Source organism: Alcanivorax sp. S6407 (genome assembly GCF_023016115.1).
GTDB lineage: Bacteria > Pseudomonadota > Gammaproteobacteria > Pseudomonadales > Alcanivoracaceae > Alcanivorax.
In genome coordinates, this window is the sequence record NZ_JALKBH010000002.1 from 849,216 (window position 1) to 872,856 (window position 23,641).

The window sequence follows — 23,641 nt, forward strand, 5'->3', positions numbered from 1 at the left end:
GGCACAGCCGCCGAAGGTCGGCCTGCTGCTTCTTGTTAAATGCGTGCTCTAAGTAGATCCAAACACGCCTTATCTTTAAGAGCCTCTGCCAACTGAACTGGATTAAGACCGTCGCTGTTACTTTTGATTTTTGCACCAAGATCTAACAATAACGCCACAGCATTCGGTTTAGACTGCTCAACAGCATAATGCAAAGGAGTGAAACCACCTTCCCCTTGAGCATCGATTGGCGCACCAGCACGGAAAAGCACCTGTATTGCCTCACAATCACCCCAACCAGAAACAATATGCAGCGGCATGTCACCATACCCATTCTTATATGTGACAGAGATGACTTTATGCCCAAAGAAATCAGGCACTGCTTCTATCTCTTTGAGTATGGCCTCGATGTCTCTCATAGCATTTAACGCCGCGAGCAGCGGCGCGTGTTTTTGCGTCCGCTGCCTTGCCTGGTTAAGTGGTGACACACCAGCCCAACCAAGAACCAAGGTGTGAGCCTGCGAACCAGACTACATTTATGGCACCCTGCAAGGACTCAAACCTTGAAGGCACCCCCAACCTGGAATGTGGCCGCCCACAACGAACGGGAACGACTCGCTACACCCTCTTATTTTTCTAACGGCACCATAAACTTTGATGATGGGACCGACTCAGAATCTTGCTATGCCATAAATAAAGCAGAGCCATTTAACGCCGCGAGCAGCGGCGCGTGTTTTTGCGTCCGCTGCCTTGCCTGGTTAAGTGGCGACACACCAGCCTACCCAAAGACCACGATGTGAGCCTGCGAACCAGACCTAAATTTTGGCACCCGCAAGAAATGAAGACTTGAAGACACCCCCAACCTGAAATGTGGCCGCCCACAACGAACGGGATAACCTAGCCACAACCTCTTATTTTTCTAACGGCACCCGAATGGTCACTTATGGCACCGACTTGGAATCTTGCGCTGCCATAAAAGAGCAGAGCCATTTAACGCTACGCTCTGCCGCTTGTCGGCAGCAGCGCCTTGTTATGCTTCTTCTGCTTTGCTCTCTTTTCCCTTCGCAGCCTCATTAAAGGCTTGCTTCAACCCCTTTGCCAGATAGAACACACCGGCAATACCAGAGATGTATGCGAAATAACCGATATAAAGGCCAAGAGCAGTCTTGTTAGACATACCATAGAACCCAGTAATAAACCCAGCAACCGTCGGAATCACAACCAAGAATAACAGCGCACTTTTAAGTGTTTTTCTACCCGCATCTCCGGACATATTCGCTATCTGATTAAGCGTCACAAGAAAATAAACCACAGCCCCAAAGAATGCGGCCGTAATAAGACCATTAAGCAATTGCACAATCCCTCCTTTTTTCAGGCATAACGCCCGGCACAGCGGGCAAATTGGAGCGAGGAACGAGCGAAAACTTGATCCGCTTGCTGCCGCTTGTTATGAGTCCTTGACGCCATATAAATTTTCGACTTCTTCAATGGTGAGCCCACATGGATATGCACCATTCGACTCTTCCCAAAATGCAGAACAATGATTGCACTTATATAGACGCGCCTGAAGCTTCATATTTGTTTGAAGCAGTTCCATAACTTTAGCTCGGCCTTCCATAAATGGATGAGTCCAGTAGTTTCTGCACTTTTCACAACCCGCATCAGGAAACATTACTGGCATGACCACCTACTCATAACAGCGTATTCAGTCGAACGGTTCGACATAACTTTTTTCGACATATTTCTGAGGAGGAAACACATCACCCCGAAGAAAAACCCTTACCTACCAATAAGTTGACCAACAAACAATAATCCTTCCCATCCGACAAAACTCGAATGGTTCGACATAGTCCCGGTACGATCGTACCGTTATGCCGATTTCCCCTTTGAATTAATCCACCCTATATCAATCAGTTAGCTTTTTCTGTAAGCCATATCCTACAAAAGAACGCCCCCATCTGTTGAGCACGGGCCAGTCCATGGACGAAGCCAGCGCTTATGGCTGGGCCGAGCTTCGTTTGCAAGCAAACTCTCACAATGATGATCTTCGCCACAGAAGGTTCCGAATGGAGAGTTTTTTACTCAGTGATCTCTGTAACCTCTGTGGTAAAACAGCTTTTGGCGTGTTGCATGCTGCGTGAAGCGTGATGCTGCTGCGGAGCGGCACAAAAAAGCCCGAACAGCGTGCGCTGTCCGGGCATCAATCAGCTGCAAAGCAGCTCTCCCACTCTTTTTTTGTTGTCGCGCTTAGCGGTCTTCGTAGCGCTGGTGCTTGAAGAAGATACCGGTGTCACCGAACTGGGACAGGGTGAATTCGGAATCGGTCACCAGCTCACCAATCTTCACTGCACTCTCCCGACGCTCACGGGCATAGCGGGCGGTGACCCAGGGCCAGATGGAGGTCTTGATGCTCTGGGTGGTGCCGTAGATATCGTAGACCTTGGTGCCGGCTGGAATGGCGGTCAGGTCGTCACGGAAATCATGGGCGCCGGTGGTGATGTTGTTGCGCAGGGTGCTGTTGGGCACGAAGTAGATCTGCGACGGGGTCTTCGGGCTACCTACGGCAGAACCATCCTGATTCACTTTGGCCATGTCGCTCATCACCAGCAGGGTCGGCTTGGTGGATACCAGTGAGAACAGGGTGGTGGTGCCCAGGGTCTCGTTCACTTCGGCCTGAACATAGTTGGACAGTTCGTTGGCGAAGATATTGTGGTTGCTGCCCTGGCCGCTCAGCGTGTACAGCGCAGAGACGTTCTCGGATCGCTTGCCATCCACGAACAGTTTCAGTGCCAGGCCAGGCGCGAAACCCCGGTCAGACGGATCACCGGTAACCGACAGTCGCAGCAGGCCGTGATCGGCGCCCTGGAACAGGCCAGTGAAATCGTGACCGGCGCTCGGCACGAACTTCACTTTTGCCAAGCCACCACGGGGGTGAATCGGCTTGCTGTAACCCGGAGGTGCCACGTCGGTGACATCCTGCACTTTCTTCCACAGGATGGAATCGATCAGGCCGCCGATATCGATGGGCTCGATGGCCGGTACTTCGCCTTCGTTGTAGCTGGTACGCAGGGCACCGTTCACCCACAGGTGGTTCTGCTTGGTCTGCGCATCCCAGTCCTGATATTCCTCAGGCATGTTCAGGCCCCAGGGCTTGAAGGCGTTATCCATACCCACCAGGCTGGTGGCCAGGCTCGGGAAGTGACGACGGATCACGTCCACCATGGTGTTTTCTTCCACCCAGTCGATACCTTCAGCGGTATAAACCTCATCGGTGTAGTCGGTGGTGAAGAAGCGGTCAGTCATCAGACGACGGGACGCGTTGAGGATGAAGATCTGGAAGGAGGTTTCGCCGAAGCCGAAGCCTTCCGGGCGGGTCTCTTCACCCAGCTGGCCCACCAGGGTATCCACCAGCTCGATATCGTTGTTGTAAAGCGCTTTCAGGTCTGCCAGCAGCTGCGGATCGCTGGTCAGCTGTTCGAAACTGGTAAGTGGCTTGAGGCCGATCTGGCGGCGGAATTCGTTGTAACGGGGCACGCCACGTTCGCGGTCACGCAGGATATCGATGGCAGCCATGTCGATGTCACCGATCAGCGGCATGGACAGGTTACGCAGGAAGTCCGGGTAGTTGTTCAGCGACAGCGCGCCCGGATGAGTGATACCGAAGGAGTACCACAGACGATCCTGGCCCAGATCACCAAGCAGATCTTCGGCGTTGCCGTTACGGGTGTCTTCCAGGGCGATTTCCTGATCCACCACGTTGGAGCCGATGTCATACACCTTGATCTCGTCACGCAGCAGCGGATGCATGCGGTACACGGACACGAATTCTTCGGTCAGGGTGTAGGGCACGTTGTAGTTGTTCGGTGTGCGGGAACCGACCAGGCCAGCCAGAGCGTGCTCGAGGGAGCCGGTGGGGTTGTCGCCCAGGTCGTTGTTGATGCCGACCAGATCCAGCAGGCCACCGATCTCACCCAGGTTGTTGTTGAGCATGTCCAGGTCATCCTGGTACTTGTCACGCTTGTCGCGATCACCACCCAGGCCCCACCAGTTGGCGTACATGGCACGTTCCAGTACCGGGTTGGCGAGAATCGCCGGGGTCCATTCCACGGTGTGGATCTTGGCCATCAGCGCGGAGTTGATCAGCCGTGCCTTGTCGAAGTACCACTGATCGGTCTGGCCCGGGTAGTTGGCGACCAGCATGTCGGCAATGGCATTGTGCTCCTGGGTGAAGATGTGGTGCAGCATGCTCAGCCCCACCCACCAGTTCTCATTGAAACCGGTCACCGGTTTGCCACTGAAGAACTCGGTGGGCAAGCGACCATCGCCATCCACTTCCAGCTTGCCGTCCACGAAGGAACGCACTTCGTCGTTCTTTTCCTTGCTGCTGCCATACAGCTGCGAGCCATCCCACCAGTGGGTGTTGATGTTCTCGTAGGTGATGATGCCTTCATCGCCACTCACATCCGGATCAGGACGGGTGCGCTGTACGGACATGGTGCCACCACCCAGCACATCGCCGGCCGGCAGCGGGAACTCGATGGGGTTGGCGTCGGTGCGGGGGCCATGATCGAACCAGTCATGCACCATGAACTGGATCCAGCTGGTGGCGATGAAGTTCAGGGTGGTGGCGGGCTTGAAATCACCGCCGCGGGACATGATCAGGTTACTGACTTCGCGCGGGTTGGGGTTGAGCAGGTTGCCGCTGTTGGTCTCTGCGTACACCGCGCTGGGGTCCACGTTGCGACCAAAATTAACGTGCACGGAACCCTCTGCGGGATTCTCGAGAATGTTACAGGTCCCGTCTTCCATACGGGCGGTCAGACTGCGCTCGTCACAGACGATGTCGGCATTCTTTTCCTGCCAGTCTTCCGTGTCGAACATGTTGTTTTCGAGCAATTCCTGACGCTCAGCCGCCAGCACCAGCAGTGCGACCATGACGCCAAGCGAGCCGAATTTGGTAAGGGCCGGCCAGGTGACCCAGGGGGACATAGCCATGAGTAGTCTCCGAGATTGTTTTTATGGGGTAATCCAGACAACGACGGGACTCTAGCAATGCCACCACCCTACCCACCCCCTCCTCCGGGAGGGGGTGGGTAGGGGATGCGAGAAATCGCGAACCGGTTCAAGGTTTGGAGAGCAGGAACAAGCTGCAAGCTACAAGCTACAAGGCGCGAATAAAGTGGGGGTTTACTGCCATGCTCTGCCCGCGTTTAAGCGAACTGCCGCGGGCACGGCCAACAAGAACAGCAAAGCCTGGTCCGCGCCTTGTAGCTTGTAGCTTGTAGCTTGTAGCTTTTTTATCTCGACGTGGCGCGCAGTACCGCTTCGGTACGGTTGGAGACGCCCAGCTTGCTGTAGATATTTTTCAGGTGCCACTTGGTGGTGGTGACGGAGACGCCGGTCTGATCGCTGATCTTTGCGTTGCTCAGACCACTCTGCAGCAGCTGGAAAATTTCCAGTTCCTTGGGTGTCAGCACGGAGGCGGGGTCGACCTCCAGCGGCGATTGCTCCGGCTCCTGATCAAACACACCGCAAAAAAGTTCGGTGTAAAAATCCGGCAGGCTGAGCAAACCGCGTCGCCACAGATCGCTCATCAGCCCACCCAGGCCCGGCGCTTCGTCAAATACGGAACGATTGATATTCATCAAGCCATGCCGGCTGATCAGGGTTTCGATCCCTCGCACCTGCTCTGCGTCCCGGGCCTGCTTGCCTGCCAGCACCAGAAGATTGGCTTCCATGATGGCGCCGCGGCTGCGGATCCCCGCCCGGTTGACCACATCGCGCAACAAGGACAACGCCGATTCGGCATCCGCGCTGCGACCGGATGCCATCAGCCAGTACACCGCTGCCAGCCCCAATCGCTCCCAGCTCTGGCTGTAATCCGCATGGTCCCTGCCAAGATTGTCATTTACCCACTGCCCCAACTGGAACCGCTCGGCCACCATTTCCAGTCGAGCCCACTCGCCGTTCACATAGGCCTGGCGAACCATTTCCAGCACCGCCCCATTCACAAACCGCTCGTAGTTGCCCAGCTGCAGAATGCTGTGCAGCTTGTCCAGCATGCGAATGGAGTTCTTGCGGCTGCCACTGTGATGCTGCAGCCGCGACAGAATGAGGTAAACGGTATAGATCACTTCGGTGGCCGACGCGGAAGACACCACCGGCAGCAAGTCTTCGCACAACTGGCGCGCTTCTTCGAGGCGGTTCTGGTCATACAGCACTACCACCATGCCGGTGGCCCACAAGGTCCAGGTGGGGCAGTCCCGCGGGGTGACACTGAACTGTTCATTCACCAGGCTCACGGCATCGGCAATATTGCCCAGCTGATGATGCGCCAGCGCGGTAATCAGCCCGGCATAACCGGCCGTGAAGTGCTGCTCCAGCTGCAACAGCACTTCACGAGCCTGGGTGGAAAACGCCAACGCCGATTGCAGACGACCGTGCTGCAGGTGGTAATAGGCCACCATGGCCAGCGAGAAGGCGCGCACATCCCGGTGGCTGCTGGTCTCCATCAGCAACGACAGATTGGCCCCTTCCATGAAATCCGTATCGTGCTGAAACAACTGCAAATGCAGCTCCAGAAACGTCAGGGTCTGCGCTGCATCCTCTTCCTGTCGTGATGACGAGGCGACCTGATCACGATAAGCATCCAGATAGAAACGGGCGCGAAAGAATCGTCGCGACAGGGTCAGGGTACTGATCAGCGGCGCCGCCAGATCCAGGCGCGCCAACAGTTCCTCATCCGGAATCTGCTCCGCCCATTCCAGAATCTGGCTGGCGTAGCCCTCACGCAGCCAGAAATCGAATGCCCGGGCCAGCGCATCCAGCAACAGCTCCACATCGTCCGCACGCAGGGCATGCCAGAGAGCCTGCTCGTAATCCCCCTGATGCAGAAAGTACGCGGTGGCGCGGGCATGGATAGGCGCGATGCATTCCGGCATATCGATGGCGACCCGGGTCTGCAGAAACTCCCTGAGCAGCGCGTGGTACCGATACCAGCCGGGACGGCCGGGCACCGGAATGATGAACAACTCGCGGCGGGACAACTCTTCCATCAAGGCAGCAGAATGGGTGGTTTCCAGCACGGCGTCCCCAATGTCGGCGTTGAAATGGTCCAGCAGGCTGCTTTCCAGAAACAGTTTACGGGCGTAGTCCGGCAACCCCTTGAGCACGGCATGCCCGAAGTAATCCATGATTTCAGGCTGGCTGGCGTGAAAATCATGCAGGGTATTCACCCCGGAGCCTATCGCCCCCATCAGGGCAATCTTGACCCCGGCCACCCAGCCTTCGGTGATGTCCATGAGGTGCGCCAGCGCGCTGTCTTCCAACGGTTCTCCGCCAAGCCGCTGATTCAAATCGATTACCTCATCCCGGGTAACACGCAGCGCCCCTGCATCCAGTTCCAGCAATGACTCATCCAGCCGCAGGGATGCCAGGCTCAAGGCCGGCCGGGTACGACTGGCTATCACCAGGTGCACATCCGTGGGCGGATAGGCACACATCACATCCAGTACTTTCAACGTTTCCGCATTACTGATGTGCTGAAAATCATCGAAAACGATATAGAGGGGGTCAGGGATCTGCTCCAGGGCGTCCTGCAAGGCTTCCGCAATAGACGACGGCGGCAACTCGGACACATCGAAGGGCATGAACCAGGAAGTATCGAAGGCCGGCACCACGGCACGGGTCTGCTCGGCAAAACGACGCAGGAAGCGCACCGGGTCATCATCGGAGGGCTGTATCGACATGAACACGACCTGAGGCGCGGCCAACTGCTGCAGCCACTGATTGAGCAACGTGGACTTGCCGGAACCGGCGGGCGCCATCAGCAAGGTCAGGGGAAAGTCATGGCAGCCATTGAGGTGTTCCACCAGTTCCCGCCGGTAAAACTGGCCGGACAACTGACGTATCGTTCGTCCCGAACTCATCTCGTCTCCCTGCCTGGGAATCCGTTGTTATTGTTATAGCCGCACTGCGGCGGAAGTAGCAGCGCCCAGAGCCAGCGCCAATGTAATCGACACGATAGTGCCATTCGTTGCACAAGGTCACAATACACCCTGCAACTGTTTCCTTTTTGCACTTTCGTGCCGTGAAAAACCGAATCCAGACCGACCACCAACTGTGCGACACGTCACATTTACCGGCACCCGTCCGCTTTTTTTCTGCTTTTTTTTCTCCACCAAACCGCAGCATTTTTCGCCCTGGCCCTCGAAAACACTGAAAAAATGGGCTTCTGACAGTCCATGAGTGGTTACTCACATCAACAAAGAGCAGAAAATAATTTCCTTTTTTTGGACAATTTTTTTCATCAGGTTCAGTCATCAGGGATACGACTTTTTTCCTTTCTCGGAGAAAAAAATAATGATAAAGCATCATAATAATATCACTCACGACGATGCAGCAGCGTCACCCGACGATGCCCAACCGGCCCTCTCCCGGCGTCAGTTTCTTGCCCGCTCGGCGGTGGTCACCGCCGCCGTGGCCGCCGCACCGGCGTTGCTGAAAAGCCGCACCGCCCATGCCGGAGTGCTGCCCCAGGCGATGATCACCGATACCCTAAATGCGGTGCTCGCCTTTGTGGTGCCCGGAGGCGACCCTTACTCGTACAACAACAGCTGACCGACACCCGGCCGGGCGGGGTGGAAGCCAATGGCCAGCTTCCACTGGAGTTCGGCCTCAACACCGCCGGGCTGGCGCCGCCACCGTTCGATTCTCTCTCCGAACTGATCACCTTTGCTCTGGATAATGTCACCGGCTTTATCAACCCCGCCCCCACCGGGCCGTTTGCGGGCCGCTTCGCCAACCTGACCTGGAACGAAAAAGTGGCGGTATTCAGCGCCATGGAAAGCGGCCTGGCCGGGCCGGAGATGGTCACGCTGGCCAATGCACTGCTGCTCTATACCGGCCTGGTGAGCTATTCCGATGCCGGGGTACTCAATCCGCTCACCGGCGAGCTGATTGCCGAGCCAGTGGGTTGGCAGATTTCCGGTTATGAGGGGGTGTCGGTGGGCCGTAACGATTATCAGGGTTACTACCGTGGCCAGCGCCGCGCCCACGAACATTGATTGACACGCTAGCCAAGCAAACCAATAAAAATTCAGAAGGAATAACGCCATGCGTGACGTAATTATTATCGGTGCAGGGGGTGGTGGCGCCGTAGTCGCCAAGGAACTGGCTGAACAGGGCCTGGACGTACTGATGCTCGAAGCGGGCCGCCACACCGGCGACGCTGAGCAGGAATGGCCCCTGTATGAAAGCGCTTCCCAGGGGGTTCTGCGCTGGGGCCCGACCAATCCGGCCATGGGCCCGTGGCGTCGCGAGTACGCCCAGGCCTCCACCGCTTTTCAGACCGCCGGCGTCGGCGGCACCACACTGCAATACTTCGGCAACTCTCCACGAGCCATGCCGGGCAGCTTTGCCGGCTACAACGGTGCCGACAAGAACCTTTACGACAACAATTACCTCTTCCCTTTCAGCTATGACGAGCTGAAACCCTATTACCGCTGGGTAGAAAAGATCCTGCCAGTGCAGACCGCTGCCCTGGGTACCAAGGAAGAAGTCTTTATTCGCGGCGCCGAGGGCATTGGCCTGCATTACGAGCGCGGCAAGGATGTGGACCAGGCCAGCTTCCGCCCGCAGCAGAATGCCATTCTGCAGCCCGGTGGCCATGCCGGTCGTACCGATGACCCGCAACGCCTGCAATTCCCCCAGGCTCGCGGCTGCACCTACTGCGGTCACTGCTATCAGGGCTGTAGCATGCCTCGCCGGGCTCCGCGCAACCTGAAAGCCAAACGCTCCACCTATAACAGCTATGCGCCCATGGCGTTGACCGCCGATCTGTGGTCCCGGCATGGCAAGGCCGCCGAGATTGTCGATGATGCCTTTGTTACCCAGGTACTGACCGAAGGCAGCGGCGCCAGCATGAAGGCGGTTGGTGTCGGCTTCCGTATTGGCGCCACCGGCGAAACCCATGTGGAAACCGCCAGGGTCGTCGTGATGGCCGCCGGCGCCATTGAAACCCCGCGTCTGTGGTTGAATAGCGGCCTGCCCAATGACAACGGCTGGGTCGGCAAGGGTCTCACCACCCACGCCACCGATGTGGTCACCGGTGTGATGCCATTCGAGACCAAAGGCAGCCAGGGTCCGGCCTCTGCGGTACGCGCGGACTTCCCCGGATATGGCTCCTTTGAATCCTTTGGCGGCATGCCCGGCGCCTATGCGGCCAACGCTTTCCTGGGCAGTGAAGCCGGTATTGCAGGAATCTACGACCACAGTGGCGAGGTGGATCAGTCCGGCGCCGATGTAGTCGGTCGCCTGGTGGGCCCGGCACTGAAGGAAACCATGAGCGATATCGATCGCCTGGCCAGTATCGTGATCCTTACCGATGACGATGTGGATCCTCGCAACAGCGTGTCCCTGTCCAGCCAACCGGCGGATGAGAATGGCCCTGTGCCACTGGTGAACGCGCAGACCCAGAATTTCACCGCACGCACCCGCAGCAACCGCGAGTACCTGACCAAAAAGGCGGTGGAACTACTGAAGGCAGCCGGCGCCACCCAGGTGATTCGCCCCAAGGCACCACCGTCGTTGATTCACATGCAATCCAGCATGCGCATGGGCAGTGATCCAGCCAATTCCGTGGTGGATGAAAACGGTGAAGCCCGTGCCGTACAGGGCCTGTACATCGCCGACAACTCCTCCCTGGCTAACGCAGTGGGCGGCCCCAACCCGACCCTGACCACCCAGGCCATCGCCACCCGCACTGCAGAGAAAATCATGCAGAAGCACTTCGGCGGCAGCGGTTGGGTTGATGCCAGGGGGCAGCCGATCACTTCGGTGGATCCGCGCATCACCCTGGCGTGCGAGAAGCGAGGCCTGTAAGCGCCGCTTCACGCAACAGGCAACACGCAAAAAAAAACGGGACGCTTCGGCGTCCCTTTTTCTTGCGAAGAGTCAGAAGCGAGTAACGAGTGACGAGTTGCGAAGAGCAAAAGCCGGAAGCTGGTGACGGTTGGTTTTCGCAACTCGAAACTCGTTACTCGCTTCTCGCTCCAGGCCCACAAAAAAGGCGGCCATTGGCCGCCTCTCTCGATGCTCTTGTTGCACTCCCCAGGATCAGGGGATCGGCAGGTAGCCGCCGTCCACTTCCTTGGTGACGATGGCCACCGCGTTGTGGGCGTGCAGGCTTTCCAGGTGATTTACACGCAGCCAGAAATCCTTGTAGCAGGACTGTGGATCGATGGCCTGCTTGAGGCGGCGCGCCGCATCTTCACAGAACATCAGGTTCTGACCGTTGAGCAGGGCAAACTCCTGTTCATCAACACGCTTCACCGCAGTCTGCACCGGCGTCTTCAGGGCGCCTTCGATGGAATCAATCAGGGCGGTGATCGGGAAGGCGTCACCTTCGGTATGGTCCAGCAGCACACGTACCTGTGCGACAGAGCGCTGGCTGTGCGGCGTAGCAACAATACCCCCTTCGGTACCCAGCCACTCAAACACTGCATCGGCGTCGATCTTGCCTTCCTTGAAATCCTTGCGGAACTGCTCCTGGATCAGCTGACGGGACAGGGCGGCGGAACACGGACAGGTGGAGGAATACGGCACTTCCACGTACATCTCAATACGCATGCCTTCTTCACACAGGGTGCCCTTGATGCTCACCGGATAGCTCTTCCAGCCGGAATAGCTGCTCTTCAGCGCCGGGCGTCGCATGGAGTATTCAAAATCCAGCTGCACGAAACCGCGGGTGCTGAGGCCTTCGTGGGTTTCCAGAAAATTGCGCAGCAGCTGCTCGATGGAGCCGGCGCTCACGGAGTGATCCCCGAAAGTTTCTTCCAGCATCAGGAACAGGCGAGACATGTGGATACCCTTGGCATCCGGATTCGCCAGATTCACATAAGCCTGGATGGAGGTGCTTACCGGGCGCTCACCAGCCAGGGTATCGCTCACCCGGGCAGGCAGATGGATCTCGCTCATGCCCACCCAGTCCAGGGTGCTATGGATGTGATCCACCATGGAGTTGGAGGCCACGTCGGGCATTTGCTTGGTGCCACCAGCACCGTTTTCACGTGTCATGGGATTCTCCACAGGGGCGACAACTATGCTTCAGGGCAGTCGAACCGGCCGCCGAAGTCACACCCTCTTCATATGAGGGTCATCACCCTTTCCTACAAGGGGGCGCAAGTCTAGCAGAAAGTCGTCGGCAAATTGACCATTTACCGGCGCCAGCGCGCCTATCGTGTTGAAAGCAAGGGCCTATCAGACGGAAACCGCCGGATCACTGTCGTTTCCCACCAGGGCCTGAAAACGCTCCAGCTCGCGCAGTGGACGGAACATCTCCTCCACACGGGCATGGCGCACCAGGGTTTCCGAGGCCTGAATAGCGGCCTCCAGATCCTGCAGGGCATTATCAATTTCCCCCAGCCCGGCCCAGGCGCAAGCGCGCTGATACAGGGCATGGGAATTTTCTTCATCCACTTCCAGCACCCGGTCACACAGGCTCAGGGCCCAGCGCTGCTCGCCCAGTTCCAGCGCAGCATCGGCCTTCCAGGCCAGCGCCTCGGCGTCATCCGGGCGCAGCTCCAGGATGCGGTCGTACATCTCGATCTTGGCCTGGGCGCTGGGCTCCTTGGTACTCTTGAGCCACAGGCTGTGAATCTCGTTAGTGCGCTCGATCTCTTCCTGGTTTTCGGCAATGGTGCGGGATTTCTTGCGCAGCTCGCGCTCCAGATCGGCCAGACGTGCTTCATATTCACTGGTCAGCCGCGCCATTTCCTTTTCCGCGTACACCCGCACGTTGTCTTTCAGATCACGAATGGTGGACCAGCCCACCAGGGCCAGAATCGAAGCCGCACCGGCAATCAGGTAGAAGAAGTAGGTCACTGTGTTGGTGGCATACCCCATGGCCTTGTCAGCCACTTCCAGCTCCCGATCCGTGACCAGCAGGTTCATCTGGTTGCGGTACTCCATCATGTCCTGACGCAGGGTACGCAGCTCGCTGAGGATCCAGTTTTCCCGAAACTGGGATATCACCGGGCCCTTCTCGATCTCGCTCTGCGCCTCCTCACGGGGGGCAGGTTCTGCCTCAGTGGCAGCATGAGCGGTAGCTGCCGATACCAGCAGCGCTGCAATTACCAGAATTCGCTTGGCCAGTTGCCGCAAGGTTTTTCCTCCACCTACCAGGTTTGACAATGATCTCGGCGGGGAATCAAACCTCGCCATAAAGGGAAACACTACCAGAGTGAAGAGCGTGTCGCTGATCAAAAAACCACCAATCCCGATACGCACCTGCATCACCCTGAAGCCCTTTGCTGACGGGCCTTTCAGCCTGATTTCCCAACCTGCACCCGTCAGTTACTTTGACATCTAAATGTTATATCCCTAAAATATGTCGCCGATTCTAGCAAGGAAACTAACGGCCTTGCCTTGGCTAAGTTACGATTTGAACCGAAAAAGGCCATTTACACCTCAAAACTGTTTGAGGAGGCATTATGACCATTTTTCGTCACATTACTTTGTTATCAAGAGAATTAGCGGCAATGGCCAGACACGAAGACGTGCTGATTTCATTACGACAGATTATTCGCGCCACGGACCTGTACTCGCGCAAGCTGAGCAAGGTATCCGGGCTGACCTCCCCCCAGCTGCTGATCATGCAGGCGGTGGGTGCAAAGGGTGAGATCACCATGGGTGATCTGGCCAACGAGGTATCCCTGAGCCAGGCCACCGTGACCACCATTCTTGACCGTCTGGAAAAGCGTGAGTTGATCGAGCGCAAACGGGGCGAAAGCGACAAGCGCCGGGTGTATGCCCACCTGACCCCCGCCGGGGAAGCCATCATTGATCAGGCTCCCACCCCCCTCCAGGAAGAATTCATCTCCCGGTTTGACCGGCTGGAGGACTGGGAACAGTCGCTGATCCTCAGCTCACTGCAGCGGGTCGCGGCAATGATGAATGCCGAAGAAATTGACGCCTCGCCGATGCTTGACCTGGGCGCCATCGACCGGGCACAGCCCGCGGTGGATTTGACCCCACGAGCCAACGGCAGCAACCAGTAACTTTCGAAGCGGACCACAACTGAGACTATGCCTTCAGATAACGACGCAAAGAAAACGTCCACTGCGGACGAAATCACTTTTCGCAAACCCGAAAGCCAGGACGGCAGCCGGGTTCACAAACTGGTCAGCGAGTGCAAACCGCTGGACGAGAACTCCGTGTACTGCAACCTGTTGCAATGCACCCATTTCGCGGACACCTCGGTGGCGGCAGAAATGGACGGCGATCTGGTCGGCTTCATCTCCGGCTATATCCCACCCAAGCAGCAGAACGTGCTGTTTGTCTGGCAGGTAGCGGTACACGAGAAAGCTCGCGGCAAAGGTCTGGCCAAGCGCATGCTGGCCGAACTGATCAACCGCGAGGAAAGTGCCGACGTGCAGTTTATCGAAACCACCATCACCCCGGACAACGAAGCGTCCTGGGGGATGTTCCGCAGCTTCGCCTATGAGCGCAGCTACCCGACGGAAGAGTTCATCCTGTTCGATTCGCGCATTCATTTTGCCGGCGAACATAACGATGAATATTTGCTGCGGATTGGCCCTTTCAACCGCGACGAAGCCTGAACGAATTCAAGCGAGGAATTTTGACCATGACTATGGACACAGACATTTTTGAAAGCCATGAATCGGAAGTAATGAGCTATGCCCGAAGCTTCCCGGTTGTTTTCGACCAGGCAAAAGGCAGCTACCTTTACGACGAAACCGGTAAGGAATACATCGACTTCCTGGCTGGTGCAGGCACCCTGAACTACGGGCACAACAACCCGATCCTGAAAGAAAAGCTGCTGGAGTACATCCAGCGTGATGGCATCGTGCACGGTCTGGACATGCACACCGCGGCCAAGCGTGAATTCATGGACACCTTCTATGAAGTGATCCTGAAGCCCCGCGATATGGACCACGTGATGCAGTTCACCGGCCCCACCGGCACCAATGCCGTGGAAGCGGCACTGAAGATTGCCCGCGTGATCAAGGGTCGTGAGAACGTCATCAGCTTCACCAATGGTTTCCACGGTGTAAGTCTGGGCGCTCTTGCCACCACCGGTAACAGCCATCACCGTGGCGTGGCCGGCGTTACCCTGGGCGGCGTGACCCCGATGCCGTACGACGGCTATCTGGGCGATGCGTTTGACACCACCGAATACCTGGACAAGGTACTCAGCGATTCCTCAAGCGGCGTAGATCATCCCGCTGCCGTAATCGTGGAAACCGTACAGGGCGAGGGCGGCATCAACGCGGCCAGCTTTGACTGGTTGCGCAACCTGGAAAAAGTCTGCCGCAAGCATGACATGCTGTTGATTCTGGATGACATCCAGGCTGGCTGTGGCCGTACCGGCACCTTCTTCAGCTTTGATGACATCGGCATCAATCCGGACATTATTACCCTGTCCAAATCCCTGAGTGGTTACGGCCTGCCGTTTGCCATGGTGCTGATGAAGCCGGATCTGGACCAGTGGAAACCGGGCGAGCATAACGGTACTTTCCGTGGTCATAACCTGGCGTTTGTCACTGCCACCGCTGCCCTGAACCACTACTGGCGCGATGATGTGTTCGCCAAGGAAGTGCAGAAGAAAGCCGGCATCATTACCGAGCGTTTCCGCGAGATCGCCAATACCTATGATCCGCACTGGTTCTACCTGAACGGCCGCGGCATGATGCAGGGCCTGGTGGCCCGTGACGGCGAGCTGGCCGGTGAAATCACCAAGGCCTGCTTCAAGCGTCAGCTGGTAATCGAGACCTCCGGTGCCGACGACCAGGTGATCAAGACCCTGTGCCCGCTGACCATCAGCGAGGAAGACCTGACCCGTGCGCTGGACATCATCAAGGAAAGCGTCAGCGAAGTGATGACCGACCGCATCAAGCGCGGTGAAGCTCACTCCGTATCCAGCCTGGCCAGCTAATCACGGTCAGCATCGCAAGACTCACACAGCCGCCCCGCCGGGCGGCTGTGCCAACACCCACCCTGGAGAATGAATCCATGATCGTTCGTACTCTGGCGGAAGCCGAGAATTCTGAGCGTTGCGTCAAGGCCGAAAACGGCAACTGGCAATCCGTTCGCCTGTCTCTGAAAGATGACAAGATGGGGCACTCTTTCAACATCACCACCATCTTCAAAGGCACCAAGACCCACATCCACTACAAGAACCACTGGGAATCCGTGTACGTGATTTCCGGCAACGGCAAGATCGAAACCATTGCCGATGGCAAGGTCTACGACCTGAAGCCGGGCACCATCTACCTGCTCGACGAACACGACGAGCACTGGCTGTATGGTGGTGACGAAGACATGGTAGTGGCCTGTGCCTTCACCCCGCCGCTGAGCGGCAAGGAAGTGCACGACGAAAATGGCGTATACCCGGCTGATCTGGATTAAACGTGAGACGCTTCATGCGGCACGCAACACGCTGCACGCCAAAAGAAAAGGACGCTTCGGCGTCCTTTTTTATGCCGCTCTGCGGCCGCATCAAGCACCACGCTTCATGCAACACGCCAAAGCCGCCGCAGAGCGGCACAAAAAAAGAGCGCCGAAGCGCTCTTTCTGTTTTTCGCGTGCAGCGTGTTGCGTGCTGCATGTAGCGTCTCTCATTCAAAACGCATATTTGGCGGTGAACTGCACGCGCTTGAGATCGCCGTCTTCACCGTTTTCAATTTCACGGTTACCGTAGATCAGTTCGCCACCCAGTGACAGCGGCTTGGCCACCTGCCAGATCAGGTTGGCATGGGCACTCTCGACACGCTTGTTGGTGGTCAGGGCGACGGTATCCGGGTTATCGGCCTGGCTCACAGAAAGCGCAAAGTTGGAGCGCCATTGATCGCTCCAGTGATGACGCAGCGCCAGCACTGCGCTCCACTGATCGATCAGGTCAATGTTGCCATCCGCTTCAATCTGACCGGAACGGAAGGCGTTAAGAGTGGTATAACGGCCCAGCGCATTACCGTAGTTGGCCTGGAACCGCACATCATCCATCTCGCCCAGCTTGACGCGACCGGCAAAGGACACGCCGTAGCCGTATTCACTTTCGTCCTGGTCCACGCCGCCAATGTTGTCCTGATAGGCTAGCTCCCGGCCCATGGCGGCCAGGCTCATGTTGCCCCAGTCACCAGTGAAGTTATAACGGGCAACCAGATCCGGCATGGCGTTATCGTCATAGGGATTTTCGGCACCGCCATACAGAGTGGTGGAGGGGTTTTCCAGAGCCAGCATCAAGCCACCATTGGTGTAGCGAATCTGCGGCTGACGCTCAAACACGGTACCTGCAGCACCGACAAAATCCAGTGTCTCTGGCAGCGCACTGACGTTAAAGAACGTGGACCAGGTCTGGCCAAACAGCCACTTGTCCCAGGTCAGGTAGGCGTGACGCACCCGCACCGCATAGCTGTTACTGATACGCTCATCGCCCATGCCATTGGTCTGGAAGTCCACTTCGATATGGCTACCCACTTCGCCAGCCTCGGTCTGGGTTTTGCTTTTCAGCCAGAAGCGGCTCTGCTTGGCAATCATGTTCAGCTTGCCGGAGCCTTCATCAACCAGATCTGCCGGGTCCACCGGAATGGTGGAGGGCACCATGAAATCATCCCCGACTCCAGAGGTGGCTTCTTCGCCGTCACTGTACTCACTGTACATGGTGTCCGCCTTGATAAAGCCACCAAAACTGAGTTGGGTGTTGCCTGCCTGCGCCTGCCCGGCTGCCGGCTGGTTGGCTGCCTGCTGCTCGAGCATTTCCACGCGTTCTTCCAGTGTTGCCGCGCCGACCGTTCCGGCGCAGGCCAGTGCGATACTGGCGCACAGGTACTTGGGTGTTATTGCTTTCATGGCCCTGTCCTCTTTTTGTCATCCGCAAGAAATAAGTGACTCCGGATAGCAGCTTGCTTCAGGACAGGATTTGTTCTCCATTAGCCATAGGTCGAAGCTCTGTTTACCTGGTTCAGGAGAGCCTGAAAACCAATTACGACCAAAGTCTAATTGGGCTTTTCTTCACGTCATAACACACTGTCTTCGCTTCCACGTGAGCACCGATCTTTTTCCAGGGAATGGACCGACCTGCAGACTTTTCCTCCCCCAACCCCCCGCATGGGATGGATAAAAGCAGTCGGCATGATGGAAAGGATTCTGTTGTTATTTCTACACCCCTTCCCCCGGCCGCCTCCCCAGGCGGCCTTTTTTTTGCCGCTCTGCGGCTGCTTCACGCTTCATGCAACATGCACCATGACAAAGAACAATGCCGCGCCTACAGGTTTATTTGCCTTTCACCGCGGGTTAATCGAAACTCGATGTAGACAACACGGGACAAGGCCCAAAGGCATGAAGCCCGGATACAAGACGCTACATAGCCTTCCCTTCCGAAGGCTGTACAGAACAAGAATCGCTAGAACAATGCCATGACAAATATACTGATTGCAGATGATCACCCCCTGTTCCGCGCGGCCCTCAAGCAGGCCGTGAGTGCCAGCTTTACCGACGCCAACATCCACGAAGCGGATTCACTTGCGGCACTGGAATCCCTCGGCCAGCAATCAGTTCCCTTTGATGTGATTCTGCTGGATCTACACATGCCCGGCACCCATGGTTTTTCCGGTTTGATCTATCTGCGCGAGCAATATCGCAAGGTGCCATTGATCGTGATTTCCGCCACGGAAGATGTGGATGTGATTCAACGGGCTATCCACTTCGGCGCCGATGGCTTCATACCCAAATCCGCGCCGGTGGACACCATGACCGAAGCCATGCAGAAGGTCATGGACGGGGAACGCTGGCTGCCTGAGTATGCCCGCCGCGCCATGCCCCCTACCCTGCCCGACCTCTCCGCCATGAGCGAACGCATCGCCAGCCTCACCCCGCAACAGTTCCGTGTCATGGGCATGCTCATGGAAGGCATGCAGAACAAGGTTATCGCCTACGAACTGGACGTTTCCGAAGCCACCATCAAGGCCCACATGACCGCCATCTTCCGCAAACTCGGCGTCCGCAACCGCACCCAGGCGGTGTTGGCGTTGAAGGATCTGGCGATTGAGCAACCGTCGGTGGGCAGTGAATAGTTAACAGTGAACAGTGAACAGCGCGCGGTCACGCGTGCTCTTGATCTTTAACGTATGAGGCCGCGCCCGGAATCCGGGCGCGGCCTCATATGTTTCAAAACCCGAATGCGCTGCACGCGCAACTATTAACTGTTAACTGTTAACTGTTAACTATTCACTGCCTCTAACGTTCGCTTAAGCATCGCCTCCGTCAACGGCTTCTGCAGAAAGCCGACTCCCAACTCTTCTGCCTGCTCGCGGATTTCGGGGCGACGGTCTGCGGTCATCAGGGTGGCGGGGACCACGTCTTCCCAGCAGTCGTCCAGTCCTTCGATGACATCAAAACCGTTTTCATGGTCCAGTTGATAATCCACCAGTAACAGGTCTGGTGCCGCTGTGCCCTTGGCTTTTTTCTGGGCATCCTCCAGACCACTGGCCGCAATCACTTCACAGCCAAGGGTGCGCAACGCCTCTACCAGGCTGTCCAGCAGGCCGGCATCGTTATCCACGCAGAACACCCGCATCCCCGCCACGTCACGCTGGGGAGTTTCATCTTCCTGGGAAAGCATCGGAGGCAGCTCGCCGCTAGCCAGCGGCACGGTGACGCTGAACAAGGTGCCCCTGCCCGGCCAGGAACGCACTGTCAGGGTATGGTGAAGCAGACGACAGATACGGTCGGCGATCGCCAGCCCCAACCCAAGCCCCTTCACATCCCGGCCGTTCTGCTGGGGCAGGCGCTGAAATTCCTGGAAAATCTGTTCGTGCTGATCATCCGGGATCCCCGGGCCGGTATCCCACACATCAATACGCACGGCTCCGTTACGACGACGGCAACCAAACAGCACACGCCCGGATTCGGTATAGCGAATGGCGTTGGACAGCAGGTTCTGTAGCACCCGCCGCAGCAACACTTCATCACTTTCCACAATGCAGGAACTGGAGACCATATGCAGACTGAGTCCGCTGGCCTGGGCCAACGCGGAAAATTCCTGCCCCAATGGCTCCATCAGCTTCTGCAGACTGAGTGGGTGCACATGTACCGGCATGGCGCCAGTATCCAGCTTGCTGATCTCCATCAGCGCGGAAATGATCTGTTCCGCCGTCTGCAGTGAGCTGTCGATATGCCCCAGCACATCCACTTCCCGGGCAAAGCCCTGCGCGTCCTGCTGTCGTAGCTGCTGGCGCAGGGAGGAGGCAAACAACTGGGCGGCGTTCAATGGCTGCATCAAGTCATGCCCCGCCGCCGCAAGGAATCGTGTCTTGCCTTCATTGGCCTGTGCCAGCTGTACATTCAACTCGGTAAGTTTGCGGGTCCGCTCGGAGACCATATTTTCCAGGTTTTCGTTGATCTGCCTGAGCGCCAGTTCATCCCGCTTGCGTTCGGTAATATCCATATAGGTACTGACGAAGCCACCGCCCACCATGGGCGTACCACGCACTTCCACCACGATACCAGTGGGCAGTTCCCGCTCGAATTGGTGGGAATGGCCATCACGCAGCAGCTGCACCCGCTTCTGCACATTGGCATCCATATCCTCACCATCATAAAAGCCCCGCTCGGCATTGAAGCGGTACACCTCTTCAATGGAACGCCCCAGCCGGATCAGACCATCCGGGTATTCGAACAGTTTTACGTAGGCCTGATTCCAGGCCACCACCTGCATGTTGCGATCCACCACACAGATCCCCTGGGCGATGGTTTCAATGGTGGTACGGAGCAGTTGGTGGTTGAACTGGATCAGTTCGGAGGCCTCATCCATCATCCGCACCACATCATCGTGGCGGCTGTTCTGTTTGCGCAGCAGCGAACTCATCACGATACGGGCGGTGGAGGCCCCCATGGCCCCGGAAAGCAACCGCTCCACGTAGCGGACCAGATGCAACGGGGCTGGTAGATCCAGGTCCTCGGCCACATGGCGGCGGCGCATGTAATCAAAGAACAAGGGTTCCGCACGGGGATTGCCCAAGCCACGCCGGCACACTTCCAGCAATTCTGCCGTGGTAATGGACGGATGCCCCATGCCTTCCCGCCACCAGTCCGTGGGCATGTCCACAAAACGGGCTGCCTGGGCTTCATCCAGCGCATCATGACGGGCGCGGCGGGAGAAATAGATGAACGCCGCCAGGTTCAGGCTCACCGACCAGAATACCCCGTGGGTGAGCGGTTCCAGCCCTTCGATGCCGAACATGGCATGGGGGCGCAACAGGCCAAGCCCAAGCAAGCCGTCGCTGTTCAGGGTACTGACCCAGTCCACCGGCAGCATCACAGGCATCAACAGGCAGTAAAACCACAATACAAAGCCCACCGCCAGACCAGCAAAGGCTCCCTGCTTGTGACCGTTGCGCCAGTACAGTGCCCCCAGCAGGGCTGGCGAAAACTGCGCCACGGCGGCAAAGGAGAGCAGACCAATACTGGCCAACCCATCAAAACGATCGATCAGGGTGTGAAAGGCGAACGCCAGCCCCAGCAATACCAGAATGCTGGCGCGGCGCAGAAAGCGCAGCTGCCGTCCCAGATCGGAAAGCTGATCCTTTTCATGCAGACGGGACTGCAGCCACATGGGCAACAGCACTTCGTTGGTCAGCATGATGGCCAGCGCCATGGTCGACACAATCACCATGCCGGTGGCCGCCGCAATGCCGCCGATGAACGACAACACCAGCATGGTGGAGTTTTCCTGCGCCATGGGTAGGGACAACATGTAGGTATCCGCCTGGCCCAACAGATAGGGCTGGGTGAGCACCCCGCTGACCACAATCGGCAGCACAAAGATGGCGAACATCAACAGGTACAGCGGCAACACCCAACGACTATTACGCAGGTGTCGCAAGTCGTTGTTTTCCACCATACCGGCATGGAACTGCCGGGGCAGGCAAAGAATTGCCACCATGGACAACAGCAACGCGGTCACGAAGCTTTGCGAGAACAGGGTCGGCTCAAAGGTCTGCATCACTTCAGGTCGGGCCGCCAGGCTTTGCCAAAGATCCACCGGGCCATCGAAAATGCCGAACAGGCAGTAAAGCCCCAGCATCACAAACGCCACCAGCTTGATGAAGGACTCAAAGCTCACCGCCAGCATCAACCCGGACTGGTGCTCGCTGGTATCAATATGACGGGTGCCGAACAGCAGCGTGAACAACGCCATCAGCGCCGCCACCACCAGGGCGGTATCGAACGACGTCTCTCCGGTTTCCTGCAGCACATAATCGAAAGACAAGGTCACGGCCTTGAGCTGCAGGGCGATGTAGGGCAGCACCCCGACCACCGCCACCAGGGTAACCAGCACCGCCAGGCGGCGGGACTTGCCATAGCGGGCGGCAAGAAAGTCAGCAATGGAGGTGATGTTCTGCTGCTGTGTCACCGATACCATCTTGTAGATCAGCGAACCGCCCAGCAGCACAGTAATGATGGGGCCAAGATAGATAGGCAGGTAATTCCAGCCGCTCTGGGCGGCCTCGCCCACCGCCCCGAAAAAAGTCCAGGAGGTGCAATACACGCCCAGCCCGAGGCTGTACACCCAGGCATTCTGATAGGTTTTTCTGCCTTCTCTTGCCGCCCGGTCACCCAGCCAGGCGATGACAAACAGCACCAGCACGTAACACAGCGCCAGGCCGCTCAACTCCCACAAAGAAAACACGGCAGCTCCCGATTCTTATTCGCCTTGTCAGGATCTTCGCGTGATGCCTGTTCCGTGAAGCCTGAATGCCTCCCTTTATACCAGAGCCCCGCTAAAACGCAGCACTACCGCCACCAGCAAAAGTGCGAGACCGGCGCGCTGCAACTTGAACTCACGTACATCCATTGCCATGCCCTTACGCCAGAACATCAGCACCCCACGGGCATCACCGGTACGGCGCCAGTAGCTCAGGTAACTGAACGCGACGATAGCCAGGCCGGCCAACAGCAGAATCTGTTCCGCAATTTGCATGATGTCTCTCCCTTGTCCGTTATTGATTCAGGGTGGGCCGTTGCAGCTGCAGGTACATCAGGGCCGCAGTCACGGCATCTCCGCGGGCACTGTGGCGCGCCATCATCGGCACCTGCAGATTCTTCGCCATGGCCTCGAAGCGCAAGTCCGGTTCGATATCCGGCTGCCAGTAGCGCATCTTCTTCTGGTACAGAGCTGACAGCTCAATGGTCGCATTGGGCAGGTCAAAGCCCAGCAACGGTCGCAGGTAGCGATTGATCATGGCCACGTCGAAATCGATACACCAGCCCACCACCGGACGGTTTCCGATAAAAGCCAGCAGGGACTCCAGGGTTTCCGCCACTTCTTCCCCTTCATCCAGATCCACCGGACGCAACCGGTGGATGGTAATGGATTCACTGGTCAGGCTGGCGGGGGCCTGGAAATGGACATCCATACTTTCACTGTTGCACACCCGTCCCCCGCGCACCGGCACGGCGGCAATGGACACCAGCTCCGCATGACGACTGTCCAGACCGGTGGTTTCGCAATCCAGCGCCACCACATCCTTGCCCTCATAGGGCAGGAAAAGATGCCCATAAGGGCCATGGGCATGGCGATATCGATCGGCATAGCGCCGCAACTGTCTGAGCACGTTTTTCACTCCCAATGGCAATGCCATGT

General features: G+C 57.4%; 18 protein-coding genes. 8 read left to right on the top strand and 10 right to left on the bottom strand.

Annotation, left to right across the window (positions count from 1 at the left end; all coding sequences use genetic code 11):
* Window positions 1-35: 35 nt before the first annotated feature.
* From MWU49_RS07115 to MWU49_RS07130, 4 genes are all read right to left on the bottom strand, one after another.
* Window positions 36-488, bottom strand: coding sequence for an ankyrin repeat domain-containing protein (locus MWU49_RS07115; protein WP_246969964.1), 453 nt, complete (start codon window positions 486-488; stop codon window positions 36-38).
* 521 nt (window positions 489-1,009) lie between these two features.
* A complete protein-coding gene (locus MWU49_RS07120) occupies window positions 1,010-1,336 on the bottom strand; it encodes a hypothetical protein (RefSeq protein WP_246969967.1) in 327 nt (108 codons plus the stop codon).
* Window positions 1,337-2,226: 890 nt separating this feature from the next.
* A complete protein-coding gene (locus MWU49_RS07125; RefSeq protein ID WP_246969969.1) occupies window positions 2,227-4,974 on the bottom strand; it encodes a peroxidase family protein in 2,748 nt (915 codons plus the stop codon).
* Between the two features lie 302 nt (window positions 4,975-5,276).
* Window positions 5,277-7,907, bottom strand: coding sequence for a LuxR C-terminal-related transcriptional regulator (locus tag MWU49_RS07130; RefSeq protein ID WP_246969972.1), 2,631 nt, complete (start codon window positions 7,905-7,907; stop codon window positions 5,277-5,279).
* A gap of 433 nt (window positions 7,908-8,340) precedes the next feature.
* Between MWU49_RS07130 and MWU49_RS07135 the strand changes: the two genes are divergently transcribed.
* The 3 genes from MWU49_RS07135 to MWU49_RS07145 are packed head-to-tail and all read left to right on the top strand — an operon-like array spanning window position 8,341 to window position 10,860.
* Window positions 8,341-8,598 (top strand): twin-arginine translocation signal domain-containing protein, encoded by a 258-nt coding sequence (locus MWU49_RS07135; protein ID WP_246969976.1) that lies wholly within the window; start codon window positions 8,341-8,343, stop codon window positions 8,596-8,598.
* A 20-nt stretch (window positions 8,599-8,618) separates the two neighbouring features.
* Entirely contained in the window at window positions 8,619-9,044 is a 426-nt protein-coding gene (locus MWU49_RS07140) for a hypothetical protein (RefSeq protein WP_246969979.1), read from the top strand.
* A 49-nt stretch (window positions 9,045-9,093) separates the two neighbouring features.
* Entirely contained in the window at window positions 9,094-10,860 is a 1,767-nt protein-coding gene (locus MWU49_RS07145; RefSeq protein WP_246969982.1) for a GMC family oxidoreductase, read from the top strand.
* 234 nt (window positions 10,861-11,094) lie between these two features.
* Here MWU49_RS07145 and folE2 read toward each other — a convergent pair whose 3' ends face one another.
* Complete coding sequence (folE2, locus tag MWU49_RS07150; protein ID WP_246969985.1) at window positions 11,095-12,054, bottom strand: GTP cyclohydrolase FolE2; 960 nt, start codon at window positions 12,052-12,054, stop codon at window positions 11,095-11,097.
* Window positions 12,055-12,237: 183 nt separating this feature from the next.
* The gene (locus tag MWU49_RS07155) at window positions 12,238-13,140 is read right to left on the bottom strand and encodes a hypothetical protein (protein ID WP_246969987.1); all 903 of its coding nucleotides are present in this window, start codon (window positions 13,138-13,140) and stop codon (window positions 12,238-12,240) included.
* Window positions 13,141-13,517: 377 nt separating this feature from the next.
* Here MWU49_RS07155 and MWU49_RS07160 point away from each other — a divergent pair, with 377 nt between their 5' ends.
* From MWU49_RS07160 to MWU49_RS07175, 4 genes are all read left to right on the top strand, one after another.
* The gene (locus MWU49_RS07160; RefSeq protein ID WP_246969989.1) at window positions 13,518-14,036 is read left to right on the top strand and encodes a MarR family transcriptional regulator; all 519 of its coding nucleotides are present in this window, start codon (window positions 13,518-13,520) and stop codon (window positions 14,034-14,036) included.
* 27 nt (window positions 14,037-14,063) lie between these two features.
* The gene (gene ectA / locus MWU49_RS07165; RefSeq protein WP_246969991.1) at window positions 14,064-14,597 is read left to right on the top strand and encodes a diaminobutyrate acetyltransferase; all 534 of its coding nucleotides are present in this window, start codon (window positions 14,064-14,066) and stop codon (window positions 14,595-14,597) included.
* 32 nt (window positions 14,598-14,629) lie between these two features.
* Window positions 14,630-15,934: a diaminobutyrate--2-oxoglutarate transaminase gene (gene ectB, locus MWU49_RS07170; protein ID WP_246970761.1), complete on the top strand. Its 1,305-nt coding sequence runs from the start codon at window positions 14,630-14,632 to the stop codon at window positions 15,932-15,934.
* Window positions 15,935-16,011: 77 nt separating this feature from the next.
* Entirely contained in the window at window positions 16,012-16,407 is a 396-nt protein-coding gene (locus MWU49_RS07175) for an ectoine synthase (protein WP_035233423.1), read from the top strand.
* A 213-nt stretch (window positions 16,408-16,620) separates the two neighbouring features.
* Here MWU49_RS07175 and MWU49_RS07180 read toward each other — a convergent pair whose 3' ends face one another.
* Entirely contained in the window at window positions 16,621-17,847 is a 1,227-nt protein-coding gene (locus MWU49_RS07180; RefSeq protein WP_246969993.1) for a DcaP family trimeric outer membrane transporter, read from the bottom strand.
* 566 nt (window positions 17,848-18,413) lie between these two features.
* Here MWU49_RS07180 and MWU49_RS07185 point away from each other — a divergent pair.
* Entirely contained in the window at window positions 18,414-19,070 is a 657-nt protein-coding gene (locus MWU49_RS07185; RefSeq protein WP_246969995.1) for a response regulator transcription factor, read from the top strand.
* 146 nt (window positions 19,071-19,216) lie between these two features.
* Here MWU49_RS07185 and MWU49_RS07190 read toward each other — a convergent pair whose 3' ends face one another.
* The 3 genes from MWU49_RS07190 to MWU49_RS07200 all read right to left on the bottom strand — a co-directional run bounded on the left by MWU49_RS07190 (window position 19,217) and on the right by MWU49_RS07200 (window position 23,639).
* On the bottom strand, window positions 19,217-22,687 hold the full coding sequence (locus MWU49_RS07190; protein WP_246969998.1) for a hybrid sensor histidine kinase/response regulator: 3,471 nt from the start codon (window positions 22,685-22,687) through the stop codon (window positions 19,217-19,219).
* Between the two features lie 75 nt (window positions 22,688-22,762).
* On the bottom strand, window positions 22,763-22,978 hold the full coding sequence (locus MWU49_RS07195; protein ID WP_246970001.1) for a hypothetical protein: 216 nt from the start codon (window positions 22,976-22,978) through the stop codon (window positions 22,763-22,765).
* Window positions 22,979-22,997: 19 nt separating this feature from the next.
* Entirely contained in the window at window positions 22,998-23,639 is a 642-nt protein-coding gene (locus MWU49_RS07200; protein ID WP_246970004.1) for a 3'-5' exonuclease, read from the bottom strand.
* Window positions 23,640-23,641 lie beyond the last annotated feature (2 nt).

What these genes read in the sequence shown, in the direction of transcription:
- MWU49_RS07180 (WP_246969993.1), bottom strand. Translation starts at nt 17,847, where the DNA reads ATGAAAGCAATAACACCCAAGTACCTGTGCGCCAGTATCGCACTGGCC.
- MWU49_RS07135 (WP_246969976.1), top strand. Translation starts at nt 8,341, where the DNA reads ATGATAAAGCATCATAATAATATCACTCACGACGATGCAGCAGCGTCA.
- MWU49_RS07130 (WP_246969972.1), bottom strand. Translation starts at nt 7,907, where the DNA reads ATGAGTTCGGGACGAACGATACGTCAGTTGTCCGGCCAGTTTTACCGG.
- MWU49_RS07200 (WP_246970004.1), bottom strand. Translation starts at nt 23,639, where the DNA reads ATGGCATTGCCATTGGGAGTGAAAAACGTGCTCAGACAGTTGCGGCGC.
- MWU49_RS07175 (WP_035233423.1), top strand. Translation starts at nt 16,012, where the DNA reads ATGATCGTTCGTACTCTGGCGGAAGCCGAGAATTCTGAGCGTTGCGTC.
- folE2 (WP_246969985.1), bottom strand. Translation starts at nt 12,054, where the DNA reads ATGACACGTGAAAACGGTGCTGGTGGCACCAAGCAAATGCCCGACGTG.
- ectB (WP_246970761.1), top strand. Translation starts at nt 14,630, where the DNA reads ATGGACACAGACATTTTTGAAAGCCATGAATCGGAAGTAATGAGCTAT.
- MWU49_RS07160 (WP_246969989.1), top strand. Translation starts at nt 13,518, where the DNA reads ATGGCCAGACACGAAGACGTGCTGATTTCATTACGACAGATTATTCGC.
- ectA (WP_246969991.1), top strand. Translation starts at nt 14,064, where the DNA reads ATGCCTTCAGATAACGACGCAAAGAAAACGTCCACTGCGGACGAAATC.
- MWU49_RS07125 (WP_246969969.1), bottom strand. Translation starts at nt 4,974, where the DNA reads ATGGCTATGTCCCCCTGGGTCACCTGGCCGGCCCTTACCAAATTCGGC.
- MWU49_RS07185 (WP_246969995.1), top strand. Translation starts at nt 18,414, where the DNA reads ATGACAAATATACTGATTGCAGATGATCACCCCCTGTTCCGCGCGGCC.
- MWU49_RS07195 (WP_246970001.1), bottom strand. Translation starts at nt 22,978, where the DNA reads ATGCAAATTGCGGAACAGATTCTGCTGTTGGCCGGCCTGGCTATCGTC.
- MWU49_RS07145 (WP_246969982.1), top strand. Translation starts at nt 9,094, where the DNA reads ATGCGTGACGTAATTATTATCGGTGCAGGGGGTGGTGGCGCCGTAGTC.